Raw genomic sequence first — 24707 nt, forward strand, 5'->3', positions numbered from 1 at the left:
GGTCAGAAGCTGTTGGGATCGTCGATCACGCTCTGCGGCACCGGGTGCCGGTACAGCTTCGACGCGTTCTCCCACGTGATCTTGCGCAGCTCGTCGGCCGACAGCCCCTTCATGGACTCGTTCACGACCTCCATCGTGCGGGGCCACAGGCTGTCGCTGTGCGGGTAGTCCTCCTCGAGCAGGATGTGGTCGATACCGATGCGGTCGCGCAGCACCATCGTGGAGGGGTCCTCGACCGCACAGAACCAGAAGTTCCGCTTGAGCACGTCGGCCGGCGAGATGTCGATGCCGTCCCACGTGCCGTACATCGACGAGTACGTCGTCATGTGGTCGAGTCGGTCCAGAAGTGCCGGAACCCAACCGATTCCACCTTCGGACATCACGATCTTGATGCTCGGGAAGCGGACCGGGATCTTCGAGAACAGCCAGTCGACGGTCGCGAACATCGCGTAGCCGAAGAACAGCGTGCCGGCGACGTCCGGCGGCGCGTCCTCGGACGTGCTCGGCGACGTGCTGGACGATCCGATGTGCAGGTTGATGACCGTCTCGGTCTCCTCACACGCCCGCATGATCGGATCCCAGTGGCCCGAGTGCACCGACGGCAGCCCCAACGCGTGCGGCCCCTCGGAGAAGGTGACCGCCTTGAAGCCGCGCTCGGCGTTGCGGTAGATCTCCTGTGCGCCGATCTCCGGGTCGAGGAAGTACGGAATCTGGCAGGGGATGATGCGGTCCGGGTACGGGCCCGCCCACTCCTCGAGGTGCCAGTCGTTGTACGCGCGCGTCGCCGCCAGCGCGAGTTCCCGGTCGCTCGTGCTCAGCTGCAGGCGCTGGCCCGCGAATCCCGGGAGGAAGGACGGAAAGTTCAGGGACGCATATACACCCGAGAGATTCATGTCCTTGACGCGGTGATGGATGTCCCACGACCCGCGGCGCATGTCCTCGAAGCGCTGCGGATCGAATCCCCATTCGTCGACCGGACGTCCGACGACGGCGTTGAAGCCGACGTTCGGGATCTCCTTGCCGTCGTAGACCCAGATGTCGGCGCCGTCGCGGTGGATGACCCGGGGCGCTCGGTCGGCGAACTTGGCGGGCAGGCGGCCCTCGAAGGTGTCCTTCGGTTCGACGATGTGGTCGTCGACCGAGATGAACGGGAAGGGCCGGTGCGCCTTCTCCGGCTCGGGCAGGAACGTGACCTTGCCCTTGACGTTGGTCGTGAAGTCGGTGTTGTGGATCAGGTCGTCGAGACTGGCCATCGTGCACACTCCTCGAAATCTTCGGGTTCGATGAATCCGGCTGCGCGGCAGCTGCAGCCGGGAGGTTTCAGCGGGCTCGACCGTCGTCAGTCGAGCACGTCGGGATCGGTTCGGATCAGTTTGCGGACCGCGCCGGCCCAGTAGACGCCGGCAGCACGCTCGACGAGCGCCTTCTGCATCGCGACGCGGATGCTCTTCTCGATCGGCAGGGGATCCTTGCCGAGCAGCAGGATGTCGTACGCGAGGCGGCAGAAACGATCGATCGAGGCCGCGCGGTAGACCGCGAGTTCGATGGTGTCGGCCGTGGTGATGATGCCGTGGCCGGCAAGGATCACGTTGTTGCGGTCACCGATCAGGTCGGCGAGATCCCTGCCCAGGTCCGCATCGTCGACCTCACCGCTGTACTCGCTGACCAGGGACAGGTCGTCGTCGTACAGGCTGCCGGTCTGGTGCGCGATCATCGGCAGGACACCGACAGCGGCCAGCAGGGTCACGTAGTAGGGATGGTTGTGGATGACGACCCGGGCGTCGGGCCGGCGGCGGTGCAACTCGGTGTGGATGTGGTAGGCGGGGGTGACATCCCATTTGCCCTCGATCACGACACCGTTCGCATCGACTCGGCAGATGTCCGACGCCGAGACCTCGTCCCACCACAGACCCCACGGGTTGATGAGGAGGCTGTCGTCGTCCCGGTCGGCCCACGTGATGTGGCCGGCCATGTTCTCGCTGAAGCCGTCGTGTGCCAGCGTCCGGAAGGCGCATGCGAGCTTCTGCTCGTTCGTGAGATCGACCCCGATCGGGGGCGTCGCGCGCGGCTGCCAGCCGTCCATCGAGTCCTTCTCCTGCCCCGTAGTTTTCGCCGACTCGTCGAGTGCGGTCACGGCGCCTCCTTACGTCTGGAAGTGAGCCACATCAGGAACTGTCGAAACTCTAACTTACAAAAGTTAGCAATGTAAGCCCTGTCTCACTCGAGTTCGCGAATCGACCGAATCCTGTCCGGAACGACGAAGCGCTCACCCCGGAAATGGGGGTGAGCGCTTGGGGCAGAGCGATTTTCGACCGGCGTCTAGTCGGAGCCGAATCCGCTCGCGGGCCGCGTGAACACCTCACGCAGCAGTGGAACGAAGGTGTCGAGAGGCAGGGTGTCGTAGTCGGGGTCGAACGACACCTGATCCCACTCGGCACAGAAATGCGCGCACGTATCGAAGTACGGACTGTCCCGGTACCGCTCCCGCGTATCCGGATCCAGCCCGAGCCGATCCCAGTAGTGGTAGCCCTGGAACACCCCGTGGTGCTTGACGACCCACGTCGCCTCGGCGTCCAGGTAGGGCGCGACGATCGCGGCAGCCAACTCCGAATGATTCGCGGGCGCGATGGCATCACCGACGTCGTGCATCAGGGCCGCGACCACGAGATCCGTTCGCGCACCTTCACGCAGCGCACGCGTCGCAGTCTGCAGCGAGTGCTCGTAGCGGTCCACCTGATAGCCCAGAGTGGGGCCGCGCAACGCCTCGAGCATCTCGATCATCGTGTCGGGCAGGCGATCGTTCAGGAAGACCTTCGACTCCGCCACGATGAGGGCTATGTCCTCGGGAGTCGATTCGTCCATTCGCGTGAAGCTCACCTGCCGGTCACCCGACGCATCGATCGTCATGACATGAGTCCCTTCCACTCGTCGCGGCCGCCGTGCACATGTCGCCGCTAGTCCTACTATCTTTATATAGAAAGATTCGATCGTTCGGGCAAGTTCGCGTCCCACTGGGCAAGATCGCTCTTCACCTGGCTGAACGTCAGCTCCAGGTGTCGATCGACGATGTCGTCGGGCATCGCACCGAGACTCGCCCACAGATACACGTGCTCGACGGGCATCCCGTCGGTACGGCGCCGGATCTCCGTGGCAGCGTCGGCGGGTGTCGCGACGCTGAGGCCCGGCACGGTTCCGCTCCTGTCGAACTCCACCGCCAACTCGGCCTCCAGATCGGCGGCGCTGCGGCCGCTACCGCGTTGCTGCCGATAGGTCGCCTGCTGATGCGCGAGATGCGGGATCAGGCGCCGCGTCGTCGCAGCCGGATCGTCCGCGACGATGATGTCCAGGACCCCGCCCGTGCGGGCCGCATCCGTGCCGTGACCACCCTCGACCAGGCCGTCGCGGTACGGCGCCAGCAACGCGGGGTCGAGCGTGAGCAGGCCCGCGCCGAGGCGTCCGGCGCGCGCCGCACCGCGCGGGCCCTGGTAACCGAGCCACATCGGAAGCGGACTCTGGACGGGCCCAGGTGTCACACCGCCGTCGCGCAACAGGTTTCGCACGGTCTCGAACACCGAGTCGGTCACGGCGTAGCGCTTGTCGTAGTCGGATCCGAACGCCGCGAACTCGTCCTTCGCCCAGCCCGCGCCCAGGCCCAACTCCAGGCGCCCGTTCGAGACCAGGTCCACCACCGCTGCCTCCTCCGCGATGTGGACGGGATGGCGGTGCGGGGCGAGCAGAATCGCGGTGCCGATCCGGATCCGTTCGGTCCGTGCGGCGATCGCGGCCGCGAGCGTCAGCGGCTGCGGGAGGTAGCCGTCGTCGAAGAAGTGGTGCTCGGTCATCCACACCGAGTCCGCACCCGATTGCTCGGCCCACGCCACGCGATCCAGCGTCTGCCCATAGAAGTCGGCCCACGGCCGTCGCCACCGCGCAGGGTTGCGCATGTCCAGGAACATTCCGAGCTTCACAGGGGCCGAAAACCTTTCGATCGAGTGACGTGGCCTGCGCCGACCTCACGCCGACGACAGGCGCAGTTCGTCCACCACACCCCGCAGGGCCTGCACTTCACGCCGCAACTGCCCCAGCTCGTCCCCCGCGGCGCGCTCCCGCACCGGAGCGGCGTGTACGACCGTCGCCGGCGTCGACGACCCGGGCGCCCGGGCCGTGATGCCGTCGACGAACAGGTCCACCAACGTCGTCGACAGCATGACGTGGTCGGCGTCGAGCGAGTCCCGGTGCCAGCGTGTCGCGGTCCACACGATCTCCCGCAGCAGCCGCTGCAGCTGGGCGGACTCGAAGTCCCGTCGAAAGCTGCTCTCGGCGATGCCGTTCGCGAGAATGCGGGACCACGTGTCCTGCGCCTCGCAGACGCGGGCATCGATGTCCCGGTACCCGGGCAGGGACGGCAGGGACGCGAACTCCTTGTCGTAGATCTCCGACGCGTGCGGATGGCGCACCGCGACCCGCAGCGAGACGTGGATCAGATCGCGCAACTGCTCGGGCGCTGCCACGGACCAGCGGATCTCGCTCGCATAGCTGCACGTCAGGTCGTCGAGGAAGGCGATGAGGATCTCCGCGACCAGCTCGTCCTTGGAGCTGAAGTAGTGGTACAGGCTGCCCGAGTGCAGCCCCACCTCGTCGGCGATGTCGCGCACCGTCGTCGCGGCGACGCCGCGCGAGGAGAACATCCGGGCGGCGCACGCGACGATCTCCGGGCGCCGGCTGGGCGTCGCCCGCGGCCGGCTCATCACGCCTCCCCGGCCAGGTCGGGATCGCCCCACACCTTGGGCGGCCGGGAGAAGACCTCCTCGAGCATCGGCATGAAGAACTCGAGCGACTCCGAGTCGTAGTCCGGGTCGAACGACTCCTGGTCCCATGCGGCGCAGAAGTGCGCGCAGGTCTCGAAGTACGGCGAATCCCGGTACCTGTCCCGACTGTCCGACGGCAGACCGAGCTTCTCGCCGTAGTGGTACGTCTGGAAGACGCCGTGGTGCTTGACGACCCACACCGCCTCGTCGTCGAGCACCGGCCGCAGGATCGCGGCGGCCACCTCGCTGTGGTTGTCGGGGCACAGGTCGTCGCCGATGTCGTGGAGCAGCGCCGCGACGACGAGATCCACCCTGGCACCCTCCCGGTGTGCACGCGTGGCCGACTGGAGCGAGTGCTCGTATCGGTCGACACGGTAGCCGAACGTGTAGCCCTTCATCGACTCCAGCAGCCGCACAACGGTTCCGAGCCAGTGGTCACGTCGGTGCACGGCAGCTTCGTCGCGGATCAACTCCATCTCGGCGACGGTGGCGTCGTCCATCCTCGTGAATCCGACAGTTCGCGGCTCGTGCACGTCTCGTCTCCCGTCGTGAGGGGGTGTGGCCTGGGTAACACTACGTAGCGGGACGATACCCGATCAATCAGTTGATGGAGTCCCAATCGGTTGATTGACATTCGCCGCGTCCTGCCTCACCATGACTTCGCTATTCCGGATCGATCTCACACGGAATCTGCTGTGGCCGAACAGCGCCCGCCATCTCCACCGTTTCGAGAGCAAACTCCCCACCCTCACGGGCAGTCTCCGAAGGAGAACCTCATGACCCCCTCCACCCCCACACCCCGGGCGAACGCGACCGTCCGGGGCAAGGCCCGGATGATCCTCGCGGTCAACATGGGCAACGCGCTCGAATGGTTCGACTGGACCGTCTTCGCGATCTTCGCGGTGTACTTCTCGAACCAGTTCTTCCACTCCGACAACGAGGTGTCGAACCTCCTGTCCACGATGGCGGTCTTCGCCGTCGGCTTCGTGATGCGACCGCTCGGCGGCCTGTTCTTCGGGCTCGTCGCCGACCGCCGCGGCCGAAAGTTCGTGATGGTGCTGACGATGTCGCTCGTCGCCGCATCCAGCGTGCTCATCGCCGTCGCCCCCACCTACGGACAGGTCGGCGCCTTCGCGTCACTGTGGCTGCTGGTGGTGCGCTGCATCCAGGGCCTCGCCCACGGTGGCGAACAGGGCGGCTCGTACACCTACATCGCCGAGGTCGCGCGCCCGGACAACCGCGCACTGTGGGGCAGCACCGTGATCATGTCGACGGTCGGCGGCACGGTGCTCGCCACCCTCCTCGGGGCCGTCATGCGCACTGCCGTCGACTCGTCCACGATGTCCGACTGGGGCTGGCGCATCCCGTTCCTGATCGGCGGTCTCCTCGGCTTCTTCGCCCTCTACCTGCGGCGCGGGCTCGCCGAGTCCGAGGCGTTCGAGGACGCGGCGGAGGCGTCTCCCGCACCGGAATCCCCGGTCAAGGCGGCGCTGCGCGACGTCTGGGCGCAGCGCGGGTCGATCCTGCGGGTCGTCATCCTGGTCGGCGGCACCTCGGTGTTCTCCTACACCTGGTCGGTGAACGCGCCGGCGTACGCGATCAGCTTCCACGGCGTGGACGACCGCCTCGCGATGTGGTCCGGTGTGGTCGCGAACCTCGTGTTCATCGCTGCGCTGCCGCTCGCCGCGATGCTCGCCGATCGCGTGGGACGCCGGGTGAACAACATGGTATGGGGCATCGGCGTCGCGCTGCTGGCCTTCCCCCTGTCCGGACTGCTCGACGACTCCGCGATCAGCCTCGTGGTCGCGATGTCGCTGGCTCTGGTCCTGCAGTCGTTCGCGGCGAGCACCCAGGTCGCGTGGTTCGCCGAACTGTTCGCCACCAAGTCGCGTGCGACGGGCACCGGCATCGCGGTCTCGCTTGCGGCGGCGGTCTTCGGCGGCACCGCGCCCTACCTGAACACCTGGCTGACCTCGCGGGGCTCGGCGGATCTCTTCACGTGGTACGTCGTGGCGCTGGCACTGTGCGTCGCGGTCGCCGCGTTCTTCACCCGGGAGACCAAGGGGATGCCCCTCACAGCCACCCGTGTTCCGAGCGCTTCCACGACCCCGGAATCGACCGCCGTCTGACCCCGGAACGCATTCCCCTCCCGGACCCCGCGCGCCTGTGACAACATGTGCTGTCCGTGCACCTGGTCCGATTCGTGACCAGGTGCACGGGCAAGGTTTCGCAGCGGGGGCGAACCAATCGCACCGACGGGGGTCGGTGGACATGGGGAGTGTGTTGCTGTGGCAGCTGATCGATCGGCGATCGTGGCCGGCGGACGAATTCCGCGGGCGGAACGATTCCTACTGAACCGCCCGCGCCTGTTCGAGTTGTTGTCCGGACCGATGGACCTGACGGTCGTCCGCGGGCCGCGCGCCGCGGGAAAGACCACGCTGCTGCGAACGTGGATCCGGGCGCGCCCCCAGGCCACCGGAACGGTGATCGAGCAGGCCTCGCCCTCGTCGGACGTCACGCCGAATGATTACTGGGACACCGTGTCCCGCAAAGTTGCGGAGGCGTCGGCGAACGATTCCGACGACCCGATCGTGGTCCTGCTCGACGACGTCGACCGCCTCCGCGACCCGGACACCGAATCCCGCGTCCTCGCACTACTCGAGGGCGACGAACGCCTGCGCGTCGTGGTCACGACCCGGTCCACGGTCGTGTTCGACGACGCCGTGATGCTCGACGTCGACGGGTTGACGATCACTCCCACCGATCTGCTGTTCACCCCGGCGGAATCGCAGGCCGTGTTGCAGGCCCGCGGAATCGACCTGGCGCCGCACCTTCTGGAGGCGGTGCAGACGGTGACGGGCGGCTTCCCGCCTCTCGTACAGGCCGCCGTCTCGGTGGCACGCCCGTTCGGCACCGACTACGAGGAGAGCCGCGATCTGGCCCGCCGCGCGCTCGAGCGGTCCATCGACCGGTACGTCGAACGCACACTCCTCGGCGACCCCGACCTGGCCGACCTGCGCCAGTTCATGTTGACGATCTCCGCGGCGCGCACCGTCACCGACGAGGTGGCCACCGTGCTCGCCGGCGGCGACGAGGCGCCGCAGCGGGTTCGGGCGCTCGAGGCTGCCGGCCTGCTGGTCCGCTCCACCTGGCCCCGAGACGGCGAATGGCGATTCCCGCAGCCGATCCGGGATTCCCTCATGCGCGATCTGAGGCTCGAGGCACCGCAGGGGCCGCTGCGCGCATCGGGCACCCTGGCGCGCTGGTTTCTCGAGCACGGCGAACTCGATCCGGCGCTCGCACACGCCGTCGAGGGCCAGGACTGGGCGCTGACGGTGTCGATACTCAAATCCAACTGGGTCGAACTCGTCTCACGCCACTTCCGGCTGGTGCGCGAGTCGCTGCTCGCGCTGCCCGCCGAGGCGGCCGCCGACGATCTGACGATCAAGGCCGGACGCGAACTGTTCCTGAGGTTCGGCGCCGATTCGGCGGGCTTCGCGGCACCCACGGTCCCGTCGTACGACATCGACGTCTCGGAGACGGACACGTCTGTCGTCACCGAGACACTCGCGGTCGGCACCGTGCAGTCACTGATCCTCCGGGTCGCGGGCGACTTCGAACGGGCCGCCGAGATGACCGCGCAGCTGTCCGCGCTGGCGGACCGCGCGATCGAGGTGCAGCACGGCCAGGTCACCGAGTTCCTGCCGCTGCTGCGTCTGCAGTGGGGCCTCACCCAGCAGCTACGGAGTGACCTCACGCGGGCGTCGACCGAGCTGCGCCGCGCGTACCACGGCGACCGCCCGGCCGGAACCGACTTCATCGCCCGGAACGCGGCCGGCAACCTCGCCCTCGGCTACGCCCTCACGGGCGAACTGACGCACGCCGACTCCTGGCTGGACCGCGAGCGGCGCTACGACGACACCGGGTCGGGGATGTCGTCGATGGTCCGGGTCGGCGGTCTGGTGGCGACGGCGCTGGTCGCCCTGGATCGGATGGACGTGGCGCTCGCCGCCAAGGCCCTCGTCGAGCTCGGCGATCTGCCCGACGACGAGGAACTCTGGGCGTTCGCGCTGTACGCCCACTGCCAGTCGGCCCTCGTGACGGGGAACGCCGAACAGGGCCTGGACCGGTTGCATCGCGCGACCGCGGTGTACGACAGGTGGTTCACGTCGGGTTCGCTCGCAGCACCGCTGCTCGCCGCGACGGAGGCGGACCTGTTCTCGGCACTCGGCCGCGGCAACGACACGTGGACCGCGCTCGAGCAGGCTCGTGGACGCGGCCCCTGGACGGCGATCTCCCGAGCCCGGATGGACCTGTCCAGCGGTTATCCCGCGTCCACGCTCGCGGGGTGCGCGCGGCCGGTGATCGCGAACTGTTCGTATCCGCGGATCCGGATGGAGTCGGCGCTGCTCCAGTCCGTCGCGCACCTGGACATGGGCAACGCGGAGCCGGCCGTGACGCTGCTCAAGCGCGCGGTCGCGCTGTTCGAGCAGACCGGGATGGTCCGCCCCTTCGCGTCGCTGTCCGCGAACGCCGTCGAACGTCTCGTCGGCCTGGGTGTGGCACTGCCCGAGGCGTGGTCGGCGTCGACACCCCCTCCGGGTGGTGAGGTGTTTCCCGAGCGGATCCGGATGGTCGGGATCAGCGATCGCGAGTCGGCCGTCCTCGAGGCGCTGGCGTCGACGCCGTCGGTCGCGGAGATCGCCGCGCAGCTGTACGTCTCGCAGAACACCGTCAAGACGCAGCTCCGCAGCCTCTACCGAAAGCTGGGCGTCCATTCGCGGGCCGACGCGCTGCTCACCGCGACCCGGCTGGGACTGCTGGCGAGCCGGCACGACACCGACGGCTGACGCGCCCGAACACCGGCGGGAATAGATCGAGTCCGAGGGCGTTGAGCTACGGTGAACTAGTTGAACAATCAACTAACTGCTCGGAGGAGAACCGAATGCCCGCCGTGACCGTCGACAACATCCTCGCGCTGCCGCGCATCGAAGCCGTGGATCCGACCGCTGTGGACCGCCCCGTCCGGGGCATCGTCACCGCGCCCGTCGGCTACGAGGGCGAGGGCTTCCCCGTCCGCCGCGCCTTCGCGGGCATCGACCTCGCACAGCTCGACCCCTTCATCCACATGGACCAGATGGGCGAGGTGAACTACGCGCCCGGTGAGCCCAAGGGCACGCCGTGGCACCCGCACCGCGGCTTCGAGACCGTCACCTACATGATCGACGGGATCATGGAGCACCAGGACTCCAACGGCGGCGGCGGCACCATCGGCGGCGGCGACACCCAGTGGATGACGGCCGGTGGCGGCATCCTCCACATCGAGGCCCCGCCCGAGCACCTGGTGATGAGCGGCGGCCTGTTCCACGGCGTCCAGCTGTGGGTCAACCTGCCCAAGAACAACAAGATGGCCGCGCCCCGCTACCAGGACATCACCGGCAGCAAGGTCGCCCTCGCGTCGAGCGCCGACGGCGGCGCGCTGATCCGCGTCATCGCCGGCGAGGTCGCCGGGCACCAGGGCCCCGGGTCCACCTACACCCCGATCGCGCTGTCGCACACGACCGTCGCACCGGGTGCGAGCGTGACCCTGCCGTGGAACCGCGACTTCAACGCGCTCGTGTACGTGCTCGCCGGCGACGGCTTCGTCGGTGCCGACCGGCGACCGATCTCGTCGGGTCAGACCGCCGTGCTCGGCCGGGGTGACACGATCACGATCGCGGCCGCCGACGTGCAGGACTCGCGCACCGAGTCGCTCGAGGTGTTCGTGCTCGGCGGGCAGCCGATCCGCGAACCCGTCGCGATGGCAGGCCCGTTCGTCATGAACACCAAGGCCGAGGTCATCCAGGCGTTCGAGGATTACCAGGCGGGCCGCCTGGGATCCATCCCGGCAGCCCACGAAACCCTGAACTGAATGCCGTTGCCGGACAGTCGATCACGTCGGTCGAACGACCGATCGAATGTGGTCGACGTCCGGCCCGACACTCGTCCGTGAACAGTCCGAGACCGAACCGACACCACTGATTCGGCGCCGACCTGTCCCACTTCGTACCCTGGTGACTCGACAGCGCGAACGCCGTGGAGCACCTGACCGCGTCTGTCAGCGAGGAGGACCGCATGCCAGCTCTCACCACCCCCCACGTCGACGTCCACCGCGCGGGTGACCGCCTCAAGACTCGGATCCCGTGGCTGGACTCCAAGCACTCCTTCTCGTTCGGTCACCACTACGACCCCGACAACACCCACCACGGGCTGCTGCTCGTGAACAACGACGACATCGTCCAGCCGGGCCAGGGCTTCGACACCCACCCCCACAAGGACATGGAGATCGTCACGTGGGTGCTGCGGGGGTCGCTGGTGCACCAGGACTCGATCGGACACTCCGGGGTCATCTATCCGGGTCTCGCGCAGCGGATGAGTGCGGGCACCGGCATCCTGCACTCCGAGAAGAACGACTCGTGGCGGGTGCAGGGTGACGAGCACGAGGAACCCGTGCACTTCGTCCAGATGTGGGTCGTGCCGGACGAGCCGGGCATCACCCCCGGCTACGAACAGCTCGAGATCGACGCCGAACTCCTCGCCGGTGGGCTGGTGCCGGTCGCGTCCGGCATGCCGCAGCACCGCGACAACGCGGCCATCCGGATCAAGAACAAGTACGCGTCGCTGCACGCCGCCCGGCTGCAGCCGGGCAAGGCGGTCCGCATCCCGGAGGCGCCCTTCGTGCACGTGTTCGTCGCGCAGGGCACCGCGGAGATGGAGGGCGTCGGGACGCTGTACGAGGGCGACGCGGTCCGGCTCAGCGCGTCGGGCGGTCAGCAGATCACCAGTGAGACCGGTGCCGAGATCCTCGTCTGGGAGATGCACGCGCGTCTCGGCGGATGAGAATCGCCCCGCACCGGGTCGGCCGCGCCTGCTAGCCAGGAGGCATGACTTCGGTATCGGTCGCACCACGCGGCATCGACCCGCTCAACATCGTGATGGGTGTGCGCACCCTCGCGATGAACGCCGCAGGCGCGTGCTTCGAGCAGTCCGTCGGCCCGCGGTTCCACGATCACCGCGGGCTGACGACGCTCGGATCGGTGGGCGTCGTCGCCGACGACGCGGTGGCCGGGGCGTTCTATGCGGCCGTGCCGACCGGCAGCCGCACCGTCGTCTCGCAACTCGTCGTGACGGCCGCGGCGCCGCTGCCGCGCACCGGTGAGGTGACCGCGACCGCATCGGCGACGCACCTCGATCTCGATGCCGGCACCGGCGTCACCAGCGGTGAGATCCGCGATCCGGGCGGCCGGGTCGCGGCGGTTCTGCGGGCCCGGAGCTTCATCGTCTCCCGGCCGTCGCAGGTGGACGTGCACTACGGCCCGGCCGCCGACCTCGTGGTGCCCGAACCCGAAACCGCGACGTCGCCGCGCGACCTCGCAGGGCTGCCGGGGCTGGCGATCGTCGAGGGCATCGCCGACGGGAGCGTCCGCCGTGGACCGCTCGCCGGGCTCGTCGACCTGACGGTGGAGTCGGTGGCGCGCGGCACCGTCACCGCACGCATGTCCCCCGGCTCGTGGATGAGCAACGAGATCGGCACGGTCCAGGGCGGGGTCCTGCTGACGGTCGCCGACCTCGCCGCCGGACTCGCGGCGCAGACCCTCACCGAACCCGGCCGCTCGTTCCGGACCCTCGACGCGCGCCTCGACCTCGTCCGCTCCCCCGCCGTCGACGGTCCGCCGATCCGGGTGCAGGCCGACGTCGTCCGGGCCGGTCGTCGGCTCGCGCTGATCGAAACGCGCCTGAGGGGCGCGGACGGCGGACTGCTCGTGTCCACCCGGGCGAGCGTGCAACTGGGATAGCGGTTCGGCGGCTGCGGACGCGGGTGGTACACAAGTGCAATGACCCAGACTGCCGCCGATCCGAGCACCGCACCCGAACGGGTCGACCGCCTCAACCTGTTCATGGGTGTCGAGGCGCGGGAGGTCCGGCCCGGACACCTCGTGCTCGCGCAGCAGGTCGGAGCCCGCTTCCACGACCATCGCGGACAGACGATCCTCGGCTCGGTCGGCGTGCTCGCCGACGCGTGCCCGGGCGGTGCGCTGGGCAACTCGGTCCCTGCGGACGCCGGCATGGTGCTGTCGCAGATCTCCGCGACGCTGGCCGCGCCGCTGCCGACGCACGGCACGGTCGTCTCGACCGGCGACGTCGTCGACCTCGACCTCGAGAGCGGCATCGGACTCGCAGCCGGCGCAATGCACGACGGCGACGGCACCACGGTCGCGGTCCTGCAGTCGCGCGGCGTCTTCGTCACGCGGCCCCGAGTGAACGCCGCGGCGGTACTCAGCGGACAGCGACTCCCCGTGCCCGCTGCCGAGCCGTGCGCGGCGCCCGACGAGCTGGCCGGCCGCGGCGGACTCGACATCGTCGACGGCATCGCGTCGGAGCGGATCGCGCGGGGCCCCCTCGCCGGGCTGCTCGACCTGCGCCTGACGGACGTCGAACGCGGTTCGCTGGCAGCGACGTTCGCGCCGCAGGACTGGATGAGCAACTACCTGGGCTCGATCCAGGGCGGCATCCTGATCACGGCGGCCGACCTCGTGAACGGCCTCGTCGCGCAGACCCTCACCGCCACCGATCAGCGGTACCGGATCCTCGACCTGCGGATCGACTTCGTCCGTTCCCCCGCCACCGACGGCCCCGACATCCGCGCGGAGGCCGAGGTCGTGCGGGCCGGACGCCGGCTCGCGCTCATCGAGTCCCGTCTGCTCGACAGCTCCGGGCAGGTCCTGATCCGGGCCGCCGCGAGCGCGCAGCTGCTCTGACGGGCGCCGCATGCACCGGGACGTGGAATCGAGCCGGCTGCGGATCAGCCGACGCCGCGCGCTGGCACTGGGCGGCACTCTCACGCTGAGCGGCGTCCTGGCGGCGTGCGGCGGTGCGAACACCGACGTCGCCCCGGCGGCGCCCACGACCGCGGTCGCCAGCGACATCGAGCCGCGCCTCCTCGCGCTGCTCGACGACGCCCCGCGCTGCACGATGGCCGTCGAGGAGACGCAGGGCCCCTACTGGTTCGACGTCGACTCCATCCGACGCGACCTCCGCGAGGACCGCCCCGGCCTGCAGATGGATCTCGCGTTGCGCGTGCAGGACGCACGCAACTGCGCCCCCGGCGCCGGCGCACCCGGAGTCGCGAACGCGGTCGTCGAGGTCTGGCACTGCGACGCGGGCGGCGTGTACTCCGGCTACGAGGCCGACTCGGTCGCCGCGAACAGCGGAACCCCGTCCATCGGCAGCCCGTCGTCGATCATCACGATGTCCGACGGCTCGTACAGCCTCGACGACGGTCAGATCCCGACCACCGACGACGGCACCTACCTCCGGGGCGCGCAGGTCACCGACGCCAACGGCATCGCGCAGTTCACCACGATCTTCCCCGGCTGGTACACCGGCCGCACCGTGCACATCCATCTGAAGGTGCACATCGACCGCCGGACGGTGCTGACCACGCAGTTGTACGTCGACGACGCACTGAGCGACGGCGTCTTCGCCGGTGTCGCGCCGTATGACGCGCACCCCGGACGCGACACCCGCAACGGCACGGACGTCATCTTCCACGACACCGGGCTCATGGCGACCGTCCGCGAACCCGACCGAATCCTGGCCGCGATCAATCTCGGTCTCGACGTCTGACGCATCGGGTTCGACGTCCGACGCATCGCGTTCACAGACAACTCACAGCGGACGTCCAGCCTCACGCCAGCCCCCGCGCCGACGATGGACCCATCGAATCACTCGCTGCGAGGAAGGATGTCGCGTGAACAAGGACGTGGAACTGAGCCGGCTGCGGATCAGCCGACGGCGGGCGCTGGCGCTGGGCGGAACCGTCAGCCTCAGCGGACTGCTCGCGGCGTGTAGTGGCGGCGGCGGTGGCGCCTCGACCGCGACCACGACGTCGGCGGCCTCGGCCACTGCGACGTCGGCGGCCGCGAACGGGACCGTCGACGAGCAGTTGCTCGCACTGCTCGATCAGGCGCCGCGGTGCGTCATGGCCGTCGAGGAGACGCAGGGCCCGTACTGGTTCGACGTCGACTCCATCCGCAGCGACATCCGCGAGGACCGCCCCGGACTCGAACTGAACCTCGCGATGCGGGTGCAGGACCTCGTGAACTGCAGCGCCGACGGCAGCGCGGGTGCCGTCGCGAACGCGGTCGTCGAGATCTGGCACTGCGATGCCGGTGGCGTGTACTCCGGCTTCGAGTCGGGCTCCGTCGCCGCGAACCAGGGTGGCGGCATGGGCGGGCCCGGCGGCGGCATGGGCGGACCGCCGCCCGGCGGCGCGCCTCCGGAAGGAATGCCGGAAGGTGGTCCGGGTGGCCAGGGCGGTCCGCCGCAGGGCGGGATGGGTGGCCCCGGCGCGCCGGGTGGCATGGGCGGCTCGGGCGAGACGTCGGACGGCTCGTACAGCGTCGGTGACCAGGAGGCCACCACCTCCGACGACGGCACCTACCTACGTGGCGCGCAGACCACCGATGCGAACGGCATCGCGCGGTTCACGACGATCTTCCCCGGCTGGTACACCGGCCGCACCGTGCACATCCATCTCAAGGTCCACATCGACAAGAAGACCGTGCTCACCACTCAGCTGTACTTCGACGACACGCTGAACGACGAGGTGTTCTCCACCGTCTCGCCGTACACCGACCACACCGGCCGCGACACCCGCAACGACACCGACGGCATCTACGACGCGGCCGGCCTCATGGCGACGTCCCGGCAGTCGGATCGCATGCTCGCGGCGATCAACCTCGGCATCGACGCCTGACCGGGCTGATCCTGAAGGATTTCCGTCGCCTGGCGAGAGGAATCCTTCAGGATCGCCGGCTGGAACCGGTGCGCCGCAGCTTCCGTCCAACCAGGTATGACGCTGCACAGCATTCATGCCGCCATGGCTCGGCAGGACGGCGTCATCACTCTCGAGCAGGCGGTCGAGTCCGGCATGACCGCCGCGGCAGTGAGCCGACGAGTCAAGTGCGGCGAGTGGCGGCGGCTCACCACCGGCGTGTACTTGCGAGCCGATCGCGCCGTGACCGCCGCGGTGTCGCTGCGCGCCGCGGTGTACGCCGCCGGCCCGGGCGCGGTGGCGTGCGGTCCGAGCGCCGCGTGGTGGCACGGCCTGCTCGACCGCCCGCCGCAACAGCAGTGGATCACCATCCCCACCTCGCGGTCGGTACGCGAGCGCGACGGAGTCCGGATCCGGCGCCGCGACCTGGACTGGGTCGATACCTCCGCCAGTCGGCAACTGCGGGTGACAGGAGTGCCCCTGTCAGTGCTCGAGGCCGCCGTGGAACTGCGCGACGGCTCGGTGCTGATGGACCGTGCGCTGCAACGCCACACGTCGCTCCCGGCACTCGAGGCCGTCCACCAGCGACACCTCGGGCGCCGCGGCAGCGCCGCCGCAGGCATGCTGCTCCGCGCCGCCGGTGAGGGCGGGGCGTCGGAGGCGGAGCGAATGTTGCACCGCCTGTTGCGACGTCACGGGCTCACGGGATGGCGCCCGCACGTCATGAGTTGCGGCTTCGAGATCGACGTGGCGTTCGTACCCGAACGCGTGGCGATCGAGGTGGACGGCTGGGCGTGGCACCGCGACGTCGAACGGTTCAACCGCGACACCGAACGGCAGAACATCCTGGTCAACGCCGGCTGGCACGTCCTGCGATTCACGTGGCACCACCTACGCAACGATCCCGAGGCCGTGCTCTCACAGATCTGCCGGGCACTCCCGCGCCGATCCTGAAGGATTTCCGTCGCCTGGCGAGGAATCCTTCAGGATCGGCCGACACCATCGACGCGGTGTAAAGATGGAGCGATGACGACCGCGCAGCATTCCGGCATCGACCTGACCCACATCGACGCGGGCACGCGCCCGCAGGACGACCTGTTCGTGCACGTCAACGGCAAGTGGCTGGACGAGTACGAGATCCCGGCCGATCGTGCGGTGGACGGCGCGTTCCGCACCCTCTACGACCGGGCCGAGGAGGACGTGAAAACGCTCATCCAGGAGGCGTCCGAGTCCGGCGCGGCGCACGGTACCGACGCCCAGAAGATCGGCGACCTCTACTCGAGCTTCATGGACGCCGACGCCGTCGAGGCCGCTGGGCTGTCCCCGATCGCGGACGAACTCGCGGCGGTCGCGAACGCCGCGAACCTGAGCGAACTCGCCGGGATCGTCGGACGCCTGCAGCGGACCGGTGTGGGCGGGGCGATCGGGCAGTACGTCGACACCGACGCCAAGAATTCGGCGCGCTATCTGGTGCATTTCACGCAGTCCGGCATCGGCCTGCCCGACGAGTCCTACTACCGCGAGGACAACTACGCCCCGATCCGTGAGGCGTACGTCGCGCACATCCGGAAGATGTTCGAGCTGGCCGGCATCGAGTACGACGCGCAGCGCGTGTTCGACCTCGAGACGGAGATCGCGGCCGGCCACTGGGACGTCGTCAAGCGCCGCGACGCGGAGCTCGGCTACAACCTGGTGACGCTCGACGAGCTGCATGCGCAGTACGGCGGATTCGACTGGGATGCCTGGATTTCCGGTCTGCAGGCGACGCCGGAGCAGCTGGCCGAGATCGTGGTGCGTCAGCCCGGGTTCGTCGCATCGTTCACCGAGTTGTGGACATCGCGCCCGATCGAGGACTGGAAGGCGTGGGCCACGTGGCGCGTCCTGCACTCGCGGGCCGCGTTCCTCACGGAGGCGATCGTCGCGGAGGACTTCGCGTTCTTCGGCACCACCCTCAGCGGCACCCAGGAGAACCGCGAGCGCTGGAAGCGCGGCGTCTCGCTGGTGCAGGACCTGCTCGGCGAGGCCGTCGGCAAGCTGTACGTCGAGCGGCACTTCCCGCCGGAGTCCAAGGCCCGCATGCAGGTACTGGTCGAGAACCTGCAGGAGGCGTACCGCCGCAACATCTCCGATCTCGAGTGGATGTCCCCGGAGACTCGTCGGGCCGCGCTCGCGAAGCTCGAGAAGTTCACCCCGAAGATCGGCTACCCGGACAAGTGGCGGGACTACTCGGCCGTCGAGATCGACCCGGCCGACCTGGTGGGCAACTACCGCAGCGGCTACGCCGCCGAGCACGACCGCGACATCGCCAAGCTGGGTGGGCCGGTGGACCGCGACGAGTGGTTCATGACGCCGCAGACCGTCAATGCCTACTACAACCCGGGCATGAACGAAATCGTCTTCCCCGCGGCGATTCTGCAGCCTCCGTTCTTCGACCCCGAGGCCGACGACGCCGCCAACTACGGCGGCATCGGCGCGGTGATCGGTCACGAGATCGGCCACGGCTTCGACGATCAGGGCGCCAAGTACGACGGCGACGGCAACATGATCGACTGGTGGACCGACGACGACCGCACCGAGTTCGGCAAGCGGACCAAGGCGCTCATCGAGCAGTACAACGACTTCGAGCCGAAGGACCTGCCGGGCCACCACGTCAACGGCGAGTTCACGATCGGCGAGAACATCGGCGACCTCGGCGGCCTGTCGATCGCGCTCGAGGCGTACCGCATCGCGACCGAGGGCACCGAGGCTCCCGTGCTCGACGAACTGAGCGGCCTGCAGCGCGTGTTCTTCGGCTGGGCCCAGGTGTGGCGTACGAAGGCCCGCAACGAGGAGGCGCTGCGGCGACTGGCCGTCGACCCGCACTCGCCGCCGGAGTTCCGCTGCAACGGCGTCATCCGCAACCTCGACAGCTTCCACGATGCGTTCGGGGTGGAGCCGGGCGATGCGCTGTACCTGGAGCCCGAAAAGCGCGTCAAGATCTGGTAGGCGCTCCGCACCCGTGCGCCTTTCTGGTAGCTGCTCCTACCGAAAAGGCGCACAGGCGCGACAGCGCGAAGCGCTGTCGCGCCTCCAACCCTCCCGAACGAGTACCGCCTCCACCTCACCGGCTACGACGCAGGGCGTGCCGCCGACCTCTTCCATCCCGTACACCAGTCGCGGGCGGTCGGCGAGTTCGGCGGCATTGTCGCGTCTGCGGTCCCGGAACTGGATCTCCCGCATCGAGTGCGCCCAGCGGCCGTCGAGGCGCACGATCAACGGCACCCCGTGCTCGGAATAGTCGACGTCCTCGAAGAGCGTCCGGCCGTCCACGATCACGGGACTCTGCCGGCGAGCGGCAGGCAAATTGTGAGCCTGTTCGACGTCGACCGCGTAGTGGTACTCCAACACGGACTGCACGCCGTCGCCGAGAAGACCTACAGCGTCCTCGAGCGCACGGCGGTATCGACGCGGTCGCCGCTCGACCATCCGTCGTCGGATGTCGGTCAGTCGAATCCGCGCATTCGTGACTGTCGTGATCAGCGAGACGTAGGCGAGGCGCGCGGTCGGCTCGGCGACCGCGACGTCCAGGGCGGTGTCGGCCTTCGACGTCCTCGGGCTCGCCGCCTCCACGGCGATGTACCGATGCGCGCGAGAACGGTGCACCACAACGCCGGGGTGTAGAAGCGATCCGGGCCGCGGGACGGGGTGCATGGACGCTCGCGCCGGCAGCATCGCAGTTGCCGTCTGCGGTCGGGAAGACTTTCCGTACGGCACCGTTACGTGCACCGGTGCGCTCTCGTCGACCCGGAACATTCCCCACTCCTCGGCAGCCGTCCGATGGCTGAGCATCGCGTGATCGCCGCCGTACAGCAATGCAGCAGCCAGAGTCATCTCACGAGTCAACGGCCCGTTGGTCACGGCGTAGACGCCGTGTAGAACACGCCGCCACCGCCCGGTGTCCAGGAGGTGCCGGACGCGTCCACGCCCATAGCCGAGAGGCGCGATCTGGCCCTGAGTGACCATTCCGCACTGGTCGTCAACAAGTCGTCGAAGGTCGGATTGCTCGCTTTCGGTCATTCCGGAATCGTTCGTGCCGACCATGACAAAACCTGGTCGGGATCACGTAGTTATCCACAGCCCCCTGTGCGCCTTTCTGGCAGTCCGGGCTACCGAAAAGGCGCACGGGCGGCGAAGCCGCCTACCGCGCGTACATGATCACGCCGACGCCGCACAGGCAGATCAGTGCGCCGATGATGTCGTAGCGGTCCGGGCGGAAGCCGTCCATCACCACGGCCCACAGCAGTGAACCCGCTACGAAGACACCTCCGTACGCGGCCAGGATGCGTCCGAAGTTGGCGTCGGGTTGAAGGGTCGCAACCAGACCGTAGATGCCGAGCGCGATCATCCCGGCGCCGACCCACAGCCAGCCCCGCTGCTCGCGCACGCCCTGCCACACCAGCCAGGCACCGCCGATCTCGAACAGCGCAGCCAGGACGAAAAGCAGGATCGAGCGCGTCACCGTCATGGCATCAATATCTCAGCCGTGCGCCTTTCCGGTAGCGCCAGCTACCAAAAAGGCGCACAGGCGCGAAGCGCCTAGCGGTTCCAGTCCCCCAGCCCGTCGGCGCCGCTGAGGACGCCGCCGGCGGTGTTCTGCACGATCACCGGGTCGCCCTTCTTGGCGTTCTCGAAGAACCACCGGCCGTCCTCGGTGCTGACGTTGAGGCAGCCGTGGCTGACGTTGCTGTACCCCTGTTGCTGCACCGACCACGGCGCGGCGTGAACGAAGATGCCGCTGTAGGAAATTCGCGTCGCGTACTCCACGTACGTGCGGTACCCCTCGGGGGCGTCGATCGGCACACCGTACGTGGACGAGTCCATGTACATGTCGCGGAACTTCTCGCCGACGATGTAGGTGCCGTTCGGGGTCTCGTAGCCGGGCTTACCGAGCGAGGTGGGCATCGTCTTGACGACCGCACCGTTGCGGGTGACGGTGATCTGCTTGGTGTTGTCGTCGGCGACGGTGACCAGTGCGTCCCCGATCGAGAACGTGGAGCGTGAGTCGCCGGCGACGACGGTGACCTGGATGTTGGCCGGCCAGAACTGGTTCGGCTTCCACCGGACCTGCTTGTCGTCGATCCAGTAGAAGTGGCCCTCGACGGGCGGGTCGGTGGTGACGCGGATGGCCCGCTCGGCCACCGCGCGGTCACCGATCGCCTCGTTGAAGCGAATGACGATCGGCTGCGCGATGCCCACCACCTCGCCGGGTGCCGGGTTGAGCGACGGTGCCGAGAAGTTCGCGGGCCCGATAGGCGGCGGTGCCGTCACGACCAGACCGGCCGGCAGCAGCGCCTGGACCTCGCGGGGCAGCTCGAACCCCGGCGGCAGCACCAGCGGCGGTGTGGGGATCTGCGGCAGCTCGAATGCGGGAAGCTCGACGCCGGGAATCTCCGCGCTACCGGGGAACAGGGGCGCGGCCTGTGCGGGAGCGACGAGCGCGGCACCGGCTGCGGTGGCACCGACGAGCGCGGCCGCCGCACGGGCGCACCACCGCTGCCGCCTCGAATTACGTCCTACGATTCGCCCGGTCATGTGCGTACCCCCTCGCTCGACGACACCGTGCCACGGGCGCGCCGCCAGGACGGGCGTCCGGTACGCCCTATTCAGCCATACCGGACGCGCGTGCCACAACCGACCCGCCGCGGTGCGGGCCTCAGCCGGCCTCGCCGCGAGCGATCTCGAGCATCGCGGCAATGTCGACGATCTTGGTGCGGGACCGGCCGCTCTCGGCGCCGAGTGCGCGTTCCTGCTTGTCGATGCGCTGCCAACCCTGGAAGTCGACGACGTCGGGCTGCCGCTCCCCGATGAGCCGGCCGAGGTGCTCGCGCTCGCTGCTCGGCTGGGGCAGCAGTCCGTCGGAGAAGTCGGACAGCAGCAGGTCGACGGTGGCCGCCGAGCAGTGCTTGTTGGTGCCGATGACGCCGGTCGGCCCGCGCTTGATCCAGCCCGCGACGTACACGCCGGGGACGGGCTTGCCGGTCTCCGGGTCGATGACGCGGCCGTTCTCGTTGGGGACGACGCCACGCCGCTCGTCGAACGGCAGGTCGGTGATCGGCAGGCCCTTGTAGCCGATCGACCGCAGCACCAAGCCGGTCTCGAGCGTCTCGACACGGTCCGTGGGGCGAGCGGCGAGCTTGCCCGCATCGTCGGCGACGAGTTCGTTGCGGACCAGGCGGATCGATTCGACGCGGCCGTCGCCGGTGAGTTCCTCGGGTGAGGCGAGGAAGCGCAGCACGATCCGCTTGCGCCCGTCGGTGGTGGTCCGCTTCGCGAACTCCTCGGCCTGACGCACCTTGAGCCTCTCGGACGGCTCGGAATCGGGTCCGTCCACCCAGGCGCGGCTGGCCGCATCCAGGATCACCTCGTCGGGGTCGACGACGATGTCGACGTCCGCCATCTGCCCGAGCGCGATCAGCTCCGGGTTGGTGTACGCGGCCTGCGCGGGTCCGCGCCGGCCGACGATGACGACCTCGCGGATGTTGCTGTGCCGCAGCGCCTCGACGGCGTGCTCGGCCATGTCGGTCTTGGCCAGTTCGTCGGGGTCGGCGACGAGGACGCGGGCGACGTCGAGCGCGACGTTGCCGTTGCCGACGATGACGGCGCGCTCACCCGAGAGGTCGAACTCGTGCTTCGCGTAGTCGGGGTGGCCGTTGTACCAGGCGACGAACTCGGTGGCGGCGTGCGATCCGGGCAGGTCCTCGCCGGGGACGCCGAGTCGACGGTCGCTCGCCGCACCCACCGCGTAAATGACCGCGTGGTGATGCTCGAGCAGCTCCTCGTGACTCACGTGCTGCCCCACCTCGACGTTGAAGTGGCACTGCACGGAGCGCTTGCCGAGAGCCGAGCGGAAGACGTCCGCGACGCCCTTGGTGCCCGGGTGGTCGGGGGCGACGCCGGCACGCACGAGTCCGTACGGCGTGGGCAGCCGGTCGAACATGTCCACCTCGACGCGCGGGCGCGAGGTGAGCTCGATCGCGGAGTAGCAGGCCGACGGGCCGGATCCGACGATCGCGACGCGCAGCGTGCCCAGATCGGGGCTCAGTTTCCGCGGCGAGGCCAGCTCGGGCCAGTCCGGGCCGATCGGGTGCTTCTCGAAGTACGCCGCGTTGATCTCCGGGTACACCGAGTGAGCCTCGCTGAGTTCGTTCTCCCCGAAGATGGCGTCGACGGGGCATTCGTCGACGCACGCGCCGCAGTCGATGCACGTCTGCGGATCGATGTAGAGCATCTCCGTAGTGGCGAACTCGGGCTCGTCCGGCGTCGGATGGATACAATTGACGGGACAGACGTCCACGCATGATGCATCGTTGCAGCATGCCTGCGTAATCACATAAGCCACAGTTCTTCCCTACCTGTGCGTACCCACCGAGACCGACATTCTCGCTCAGACTATAACGTGTTTCAGTTTCGGTCGAGGTTCCGTTGCGTCGGAACGTGTTCGGTACGTCCCGCGGTCATTCGAGTCGGAAGCCCACCTTCAACGTCACCTGGGTGTGGGCGACGGACCCGTCCTCGATGTGGCCTCGGGTCTCGATCACCTCGAACCACTCCAGGTTCCGCATGGTCGCATTCGCCCGGCTGACGGCGTTGGCGATCGCGGCGTCGACTCCCTCGCTCGACGAGCCGACGATCTCGATCACCCGATAGACATGATCACTCATCCGAGAACCTCCCTCACGAACGCACGATCGCCTGCGCTTCGGCGCCGAGCTTGGCCAACCGCAGGTCACCGAGCGCGGTGACCGCGTTGCCGAGCCGGTTGGTGACGAACGCCAACGCCAGACCCGTCTCCGGATCGGCGTAGGCACCCGAGCCGCCCACCCCGTAGTGCCCGAGGCCGCGGGTGGGCTGAACGCGACTGGCCAGCAGCGGCGGGTGGTAGCCGAGGCGCCACCCGAGTTTGACGCCCAGCACGTAGTCACGATCGCGGGTCTGCACGGTACCCATCCGGTCGAGGGTCTCGGGCTGCAGGAACCGGGCGCCGTCGATGACGCCGCCGTTCGCGATCGCGGCGTACATCCGGCCCAGGGAGCGGGCGCTGAACACGCCGTTCCACCCGGGCATCACGGCATCGTGCACCGCCGGGTTGCGGACGAGTTCGTCGAAGCCGTCGGGCATCGCGGCCTCCGCGAGTCCACGCAGCGGGCCCGCGAACGACAGGATCGCCGACGTCATCCGCCAGTCGAGCCCGCCGGGATTGATGTGCGGGAACAGCTTGGCGATGCGCCCACGCTGCGCCTGCGGCACCTGGTACCAGAACTCGGGCATTCCGAGGGGCTCCGCGATCTCCTCACGGACGAGTTCGGTGAAGGGCTTACCGGTGGCCCGCGCGAGTGTCTCGGCGACCAGCCACCCGTAGGTGACCGCGTGATAGCCGGGACCGCGGAGCCGACGAGGGTCGGGGGTCGCGGCGGCGAGGGCCTCGATGACGGTCTCGTAGTCGAGTAGGCCGGTCCGGCCGGGCACCAGGCCGCGAACCTTGTGCAGGCCGGCGCGATGGGTCAGGACGTCCCGGATCGTGATCGCCTGCTTGCCGGCGGCACCGAACTCGGGCCAGTAGGTGGCGACGGGGGTGTCGTAGTCGACGATGCCGCGCTCGGCCAGTCGGTGCGTCACAGTGCTCGCCACGCCCTTGCCCGTGGAGAACGACAGCGACACCGTGTCGCTGCCCCACCGGCGGTCGCGGTCCGCGTACCCGGCCCAGACGTCGAGGACCTTCTCGCCGTGGACGTAGGCGACCAGCGCTCCGCCGCCGTTGTGCGGCTGGCGGTACATCGAGAAGAACCGGTCCGCGAGCGGCAGGAACCGCGGATGCACCAGCATCTCGGTCCGCCCCTGTGCCGCGGCAGGGACCCCGGCCGGCAACCCGAGCGGGGCCCGCGTGGGGGCAGTTGCCGCAGCACGCGGCGGGTTTCCGTGCTCCACATGGATCGCCATCGCGACCTCCGATCCACTCCTCACACCATTGTGATTGGCGCAGCCTAAGCGTGGAAGGGTTTCCGGCGGAGCGAAACAGACATACGCGATGACCGGGACGCGGAACT

General features: G+C 68.7%; 22 protein-coding genes. 10 read left to right on the forward strand and 12 right to left on the reverse strand.

The window, feature by feature from the left end; all coding sequences use genetic code 11:
- Positions 1-2 precede the first annotated feature (2 nt).
- The 6 genes from ABEU20_RS05045 to ABEU20_RS05070 form a co-directional block, all read right to left on the reverse strand.
- Positions 3-1253, reverse strand: coding sequence for an amidohydrolase family protein (locus tag ABEU20_RS05045; RefSeq protein ID WP_420163308.1), 1251 nt, complete (start codon positions 1251-1253; stop codon positions 3-5).
- Between the two features lie 86 nt (positions 1254-1339).
- Complete coding sequence (locus tag ABEU20_RS05050) at positions 1340-2083, reverse strand: class II aldolase/adducin family protein (protein ID WP_420163901.1); 744 nt, start codon at positions 2081-2083, stop codon at positions 1340-1342.
- 236 nt (positions 2084-2319) lie between these two features.
- Positions 2320-2907 carry an HD domain-containing protein gene (locus tag ABEU20_RS05055; protein WP_420163309.1) on the reverse strand — a complete coding sequence of 196 codons (588 nt, stop codon included), beginning with the start codon at positions 2905-2907 and terminating at the stop codon, positions 2320-2322.
- Between the two features lie 62 nt (positions 2908-2969).
- Positions 2970-3968, reverse strand: a complete 999-nt coding sequence (locus ABEU20_RS05060; RefSeq protein ID WP_420163310.1) for an LLM class flavin-dependent oxidoreductase — start codon at positions 3966-3968, stop codon at positions 2970-2972.
- Positions 3969-4013: 45 nt separating this feature from the next.
- The gene (locus ABEU20_RS05065; RefSeq protein WP_420163311.1) at positions 4014-4748 is read right to left on the reverse strand and encodes a TetR/AcrR family transcriptional regulator; all 735 of its coding nucleotides are present in this window, start codon (positions 4746-4748) and stop codon (positions 4014-4016) included.
- Positions 4748-5308 carry an HD domain-containing protein gene (locus ABEU20_RS05070; protein ID WP_420163312.1) on the reverse strand — a complete coding sequence of 187 codons (561 nt, stop codon included), beginning with the start codon at positions 5306-5308 and terminating at the stop codon, positions 4748-4750. Before ABEU20_RS05070 ends, ABEU20_RS05065 begins: the two co-directional genes overlap by 1 nt.
- 276 nt (positions 5309-5584) lie before the next feature.
- Here ABEU20_RS05070 and ABEU20_RS05075 point away from each other — a divergent pair, with 276 nt between their 5' ends.
- The 10 genes from ABEU20_RS05075 to ABEU20_RS05120 all read left to right on the forward strand — a co-directional run bounded on the left by ABEU20_RS05075 (position 5585) and on the right by ABEU20_RS05120 (position 18609).
- A complete protein-coding gene (locus ABEU20_RS05075) occupies positions 5585-6937 on the forward strand; it encodes an MFS transporter (RefSeq protein WP_420163313.1) in 1353 nt (450 codons plus the stop codon).
- Between the two features lie 159 nt (positions 6938-7096).
- Positions 7097-9658, forward strand: coding sequence for a LuxR C-terminal-related transcriptional regulator (locus ABEU20_RS05080; RefSeq protein ID WP_420163314.1), 2562 nt, complete (start codon positions 7097-7099; stop codon positions 9656-9658).
- 95 nt (positions 9659-9753) lie between these two features.
- Positions 9754-10719 (forward strand): pirin family protein, encoded by a 966-nt coding sequence (locus ABEU20_RS05085; RefSeq protein WP_420163315.1) that lies wholly within the window; start codon positions 9754-9756, stop codon positions 10717-10719.
- 203 nt (positions 10720-10922) lie between these two features.
- The gene (locus ABEU20_RS05090) at positions 10923-11687 is read left to right on the forward strand and encodes a pirin family protein (RefSeq protein WP_420163316.1); all 765 of its coding nucleotides are present in this window, start codon (positions 10923-10925) and stop codon (positions 11685-11687) included.
- 44 nt (positions 11688-11731) lie between these two features.
- Positions 11732-12643: a PaaI family thioesterase gene (locus ABEU20_RS05095; protein WP_420163317.1), complete on the forward strand. Its 912-nt coding sequence runs from the start codon at positions 11732-11734 to the stop codon at positions 12641-12643.
- A gap of 39 nt (positions 12644-12682) precedes the next feature.
- Positions 12683-13606, forward strand: a complete 924-nt coding sequence (locus ABEU20_RS05100) for a PaaI family thioesterase (RefSeq protein WP_420163318.1) — start codon at positions 12683-12685, stop codon at positions 13604-13606.
- Between the two features lie 10 nt (positions 13607-13616).
- Positions 13617-14474, forward strand: a complete 858-nt coding sequence (locus tag ABEU20_RS05105; RefSeq protein ID WP_420163319.1) for a dioxygenase family protein — start codon at positions 13617-13619, stop codon at positions 14472-14474.
- Positions 14475-14598: 124 nt separating this feature from the next.
- Entirely contained in the window at positions 14599-15606 is a 1008-nt protein-coding gene (locus ABEU20_RS05110) for a peptidase associated/transthyretin-like domain-containing protein (RefSeq protein ID WP_420163320.1), read from the forward strand.
- A gap of 123 nt (positions 15607-15729) precedes the next feature.
- Positions 15730-16578, forward strand: a complete 849-nt coding sequence (locus tag ABEU20_RS05115) for a DUF559 domain-containing protein (RefSeq protein ID WP_420163321.1) — start codon at positions 15730-15732, stop codon at positions 16576-16578.
- Between the two features lie 72 nt (positions 16579-16650).
- The gene (locus tag ABEU20_RS05120; protein WP_420163322.1) at positions 16651-18609 is read left to right on the forward strand and encodes a M13 family metallopeptidase; all 1959 of its coding nucleotides are present in this window, start codon (positions 16651-16653) and stop codon (positions 18607-18609) included.
- A 36-nt stretch (positions 18610-18645) separates the two neighbouring features.
- Here ABEU20_RS05120 and ABEU20_RS05125 read toward each other — a convergent pair whose 3' ends face one another.
- From ABEU20_RS05125 to ABEU20_RS05150, 6 genes are all read right to left on the reverse strand, one after another.
- Positions 18646-19704 (reverse strand): type IV toxin-antitoxin system AbiEi family antitoxin domain-containing protein, encoded by a 1059-nt coding sequence (locus ABEU20_RS05125; protein WP_420163323.1) that lies wholly within the window; start codon positions 19702-19704, stop codon positions 18646-18648.
- A 97-nt stretch (positions 19705-19801) separates the two neighbouring features.
- A complete protein-coding gene (locus ABEU20_RS05130) occupies positions 19802-20128 on the reverse strand; it encodes a YnfA family protein (RefSeq protein ID WP_005517340.1) in 327 nt (108 codons plus the stop codon).
- 71 nt (positions 20129-20199) lie between these two features.
- The gene (locus tag ABEU20_RS05135) at positions 20200-21195 is read right to left on the reverse strand and encodes a L,D-transpeptidase (RefSeq protein WP_420163324.1); all 996 of its coding nucleotides are present in this window, start codon (positions 21193-21195) and stop codon (positions 20200-20202) included.
- Between the two features lie 121 nt (positions 21196-21316).
- Positions 21317-23002 carry an FAD-dependent oxidoreductase gene (locus tag ABEU20_RS05140; protein WP_420163325.1) on the reverse strand — a complete coding sequence of 562 codons (1686 nt, stop codon included), beginning with the start codon at positions 23000-23002 and terminating at the stop codon, positions 21317-21319.
- 115 nt (positions 23003-23117) lie between these two features.
- Positions 23118-23324 carry a dodecin gene (locus tag ABEU20_RS05145; protein WP_420163326.1) on the reverse strand — a complete coding sequence of 69 codons (207 nt, stop codon included), beginning with the start codon at positions 23322-23324 and terminating at the stop codon, positions 23118-23120.
- Positions 23325-23337: 13 nt separating this feature from the next.
- Complete coding sequence (locus ABEU20_RS05150; RefSeq protein WP_420163902.1) at positions 23338-24486, reverse strand: serine hydrolase domain-containing protein; 1149 nt, start codon at positions 24484-24486, stop codon at positions 23338-23340.
- Positions 24487-24707 lie beyond the last annotated feature (221 nt).

The sequence above is a fragment of the Rhodococcus parequi genome, assembly GCF_046042785.1.
Lineage (GTDB): Bacteria > Actinomycetota > Actinomycetes > Mycobacteriales > Mycobacteriaceae > Prescottella > Prescottella parequi.

What these genes read in the sequence shown, in the direction of transcription:
- ABEU20_RS05045 (WP_420163308.1), bottom strand. Translation starts at nt 1,253, where the DNA reads ATGGCCAGTCTCGACGACCTGATCCACAACACCGACTTCACGACCAAC.
- ABEU20_RS05050 (WP_420163901.1), bottom strand. Translation starts at nt 2,083, where the DNA reads ATGGACGGCTGGCAGCCGCGCGCGACGCCCCCGATCGGGGTCGATCTC.
- ABEU20_RS05055 (WP_420163309.1), bottom strand. Translation starts at nt 2,907, where the DNA reads ATGACGATCGATGCGTCGGGTGACCGGCAGGTGAGCTTCACGCGAATG.
- ABEU20_RS05065 (WP_420163311.1), bottom strand. Translation starts at nt 4,748, where the DNA reads ATGAGCCGGCCGCGGGCGACGCCCAGCCGGCGCCCGGAGATCGTCGCG.
- ABEU20_RS05070 (WP_420163312.1), bottom strand. Translation starts at nt 5,308, where the DNA reads ATGGACGACGCCACCGTCGCCGAGATGGAGTTGATCCGCGACGAAGCT.
- ABEU20_RS05075 (WP_420163313.1), top strand. Translation starts at nt 5,585, where the DNA reads ATGACCCCCTCCACCCCCACACCCCGGGCGAACGCGACCGTCCGGGGC.
- ABEU20_RS05085 (WP_420163315.1), top strand. Translation starts at nt 9,754, where the DNA reads ATGCCCGCCGTGACCGTCGACAACATCCTCGCGCTGCCGCGCATCGAA.
- ABEU20_RS05090 (WP_420163316.1), top strand. Translation starts at nt 10,923, where the DNA reads ATGCCAGCTCTCACCACCCCCCACGTCGACGTCCACCGCGCGGGTGAC.
- ABEU20_RS05095 (WP_420163317.1), top strand. Translation starts at nt 11,732, where the DNA reads ATGACTTCGGTATCGGTCGCACCACGCGGCATCGACCCGCTCAACATC.
- ABEU20_RS05100 (WP_420163318.1), top strand. Translation starts at nt 12,683, where the DNA reads ATGACCCAGACTGCCGCCGATCCGAGCACCGCACCCGAACGGGTCGAC.
- ABEU20_RS05105 (WP_420163319.1), top strand. Translation starts at nt 13,617, where the DNA reads ATGCACCGGGACGTGGAATCGAGCCGGCTGCGGATCAGCCGACGCCGC.
- ABEU20_RS05115 (WP_420163321.1), top strand. Translation starts at nt 15,730, where the DNA reads ATGGCTCGGCAGGACGGCGTCATCACTCTCGAGCAGGCGGTCGAGTCC.
- ABEU20_RS05120 (WP_420163322.1), top strand. Translation starts at nt 16,651, where the DNA reads ATGACGACCGCGCAGCATTCCGGCATCGACCTGACCCACATCGACGCG.
- ABEU20_RS05125 (WP_420163323.1), bottom strand. Translation starts at nt 19,704, where the DNA reads ATGGTCGGCACGAACGATTCCGGAATGACCGAAAGCGAGCAATCCGAC.
- ABEU20_RS05130 (WP_005517340.1), bottom strand. Translation starts at nt 20,128, where the DNA reads ATGACGGTGACGCGCTCGATCCTGCTTTTCGTCCTGGCTGCGCTGTTC.
- ABEU20_RS05135 (WP_420163324.1), bottom strand. Translation starts at nt 21,195, where the DNA reads ATGACCGGGCGAATCGTAGGACGTAATTCGAGGCGGCAGCGGTGGTGC.
- ABEU20_RS05145 (WP_420163326.1), bottom strand. Translation starts at nt 23,324, where the DNA reads ATGAGTGATCATGTCTATCGGGTGATCGAGATCGTCGGCTCGTCGAGC.
- ABEU20_RS05150 (WP_420163902.1), bottom strand. Translation starts at nt 24,486, where the DNA reads ATGCTGGTGCATCCGCGGTTCCTGCCGCTCGCGGACCGGTTCTTCTCG.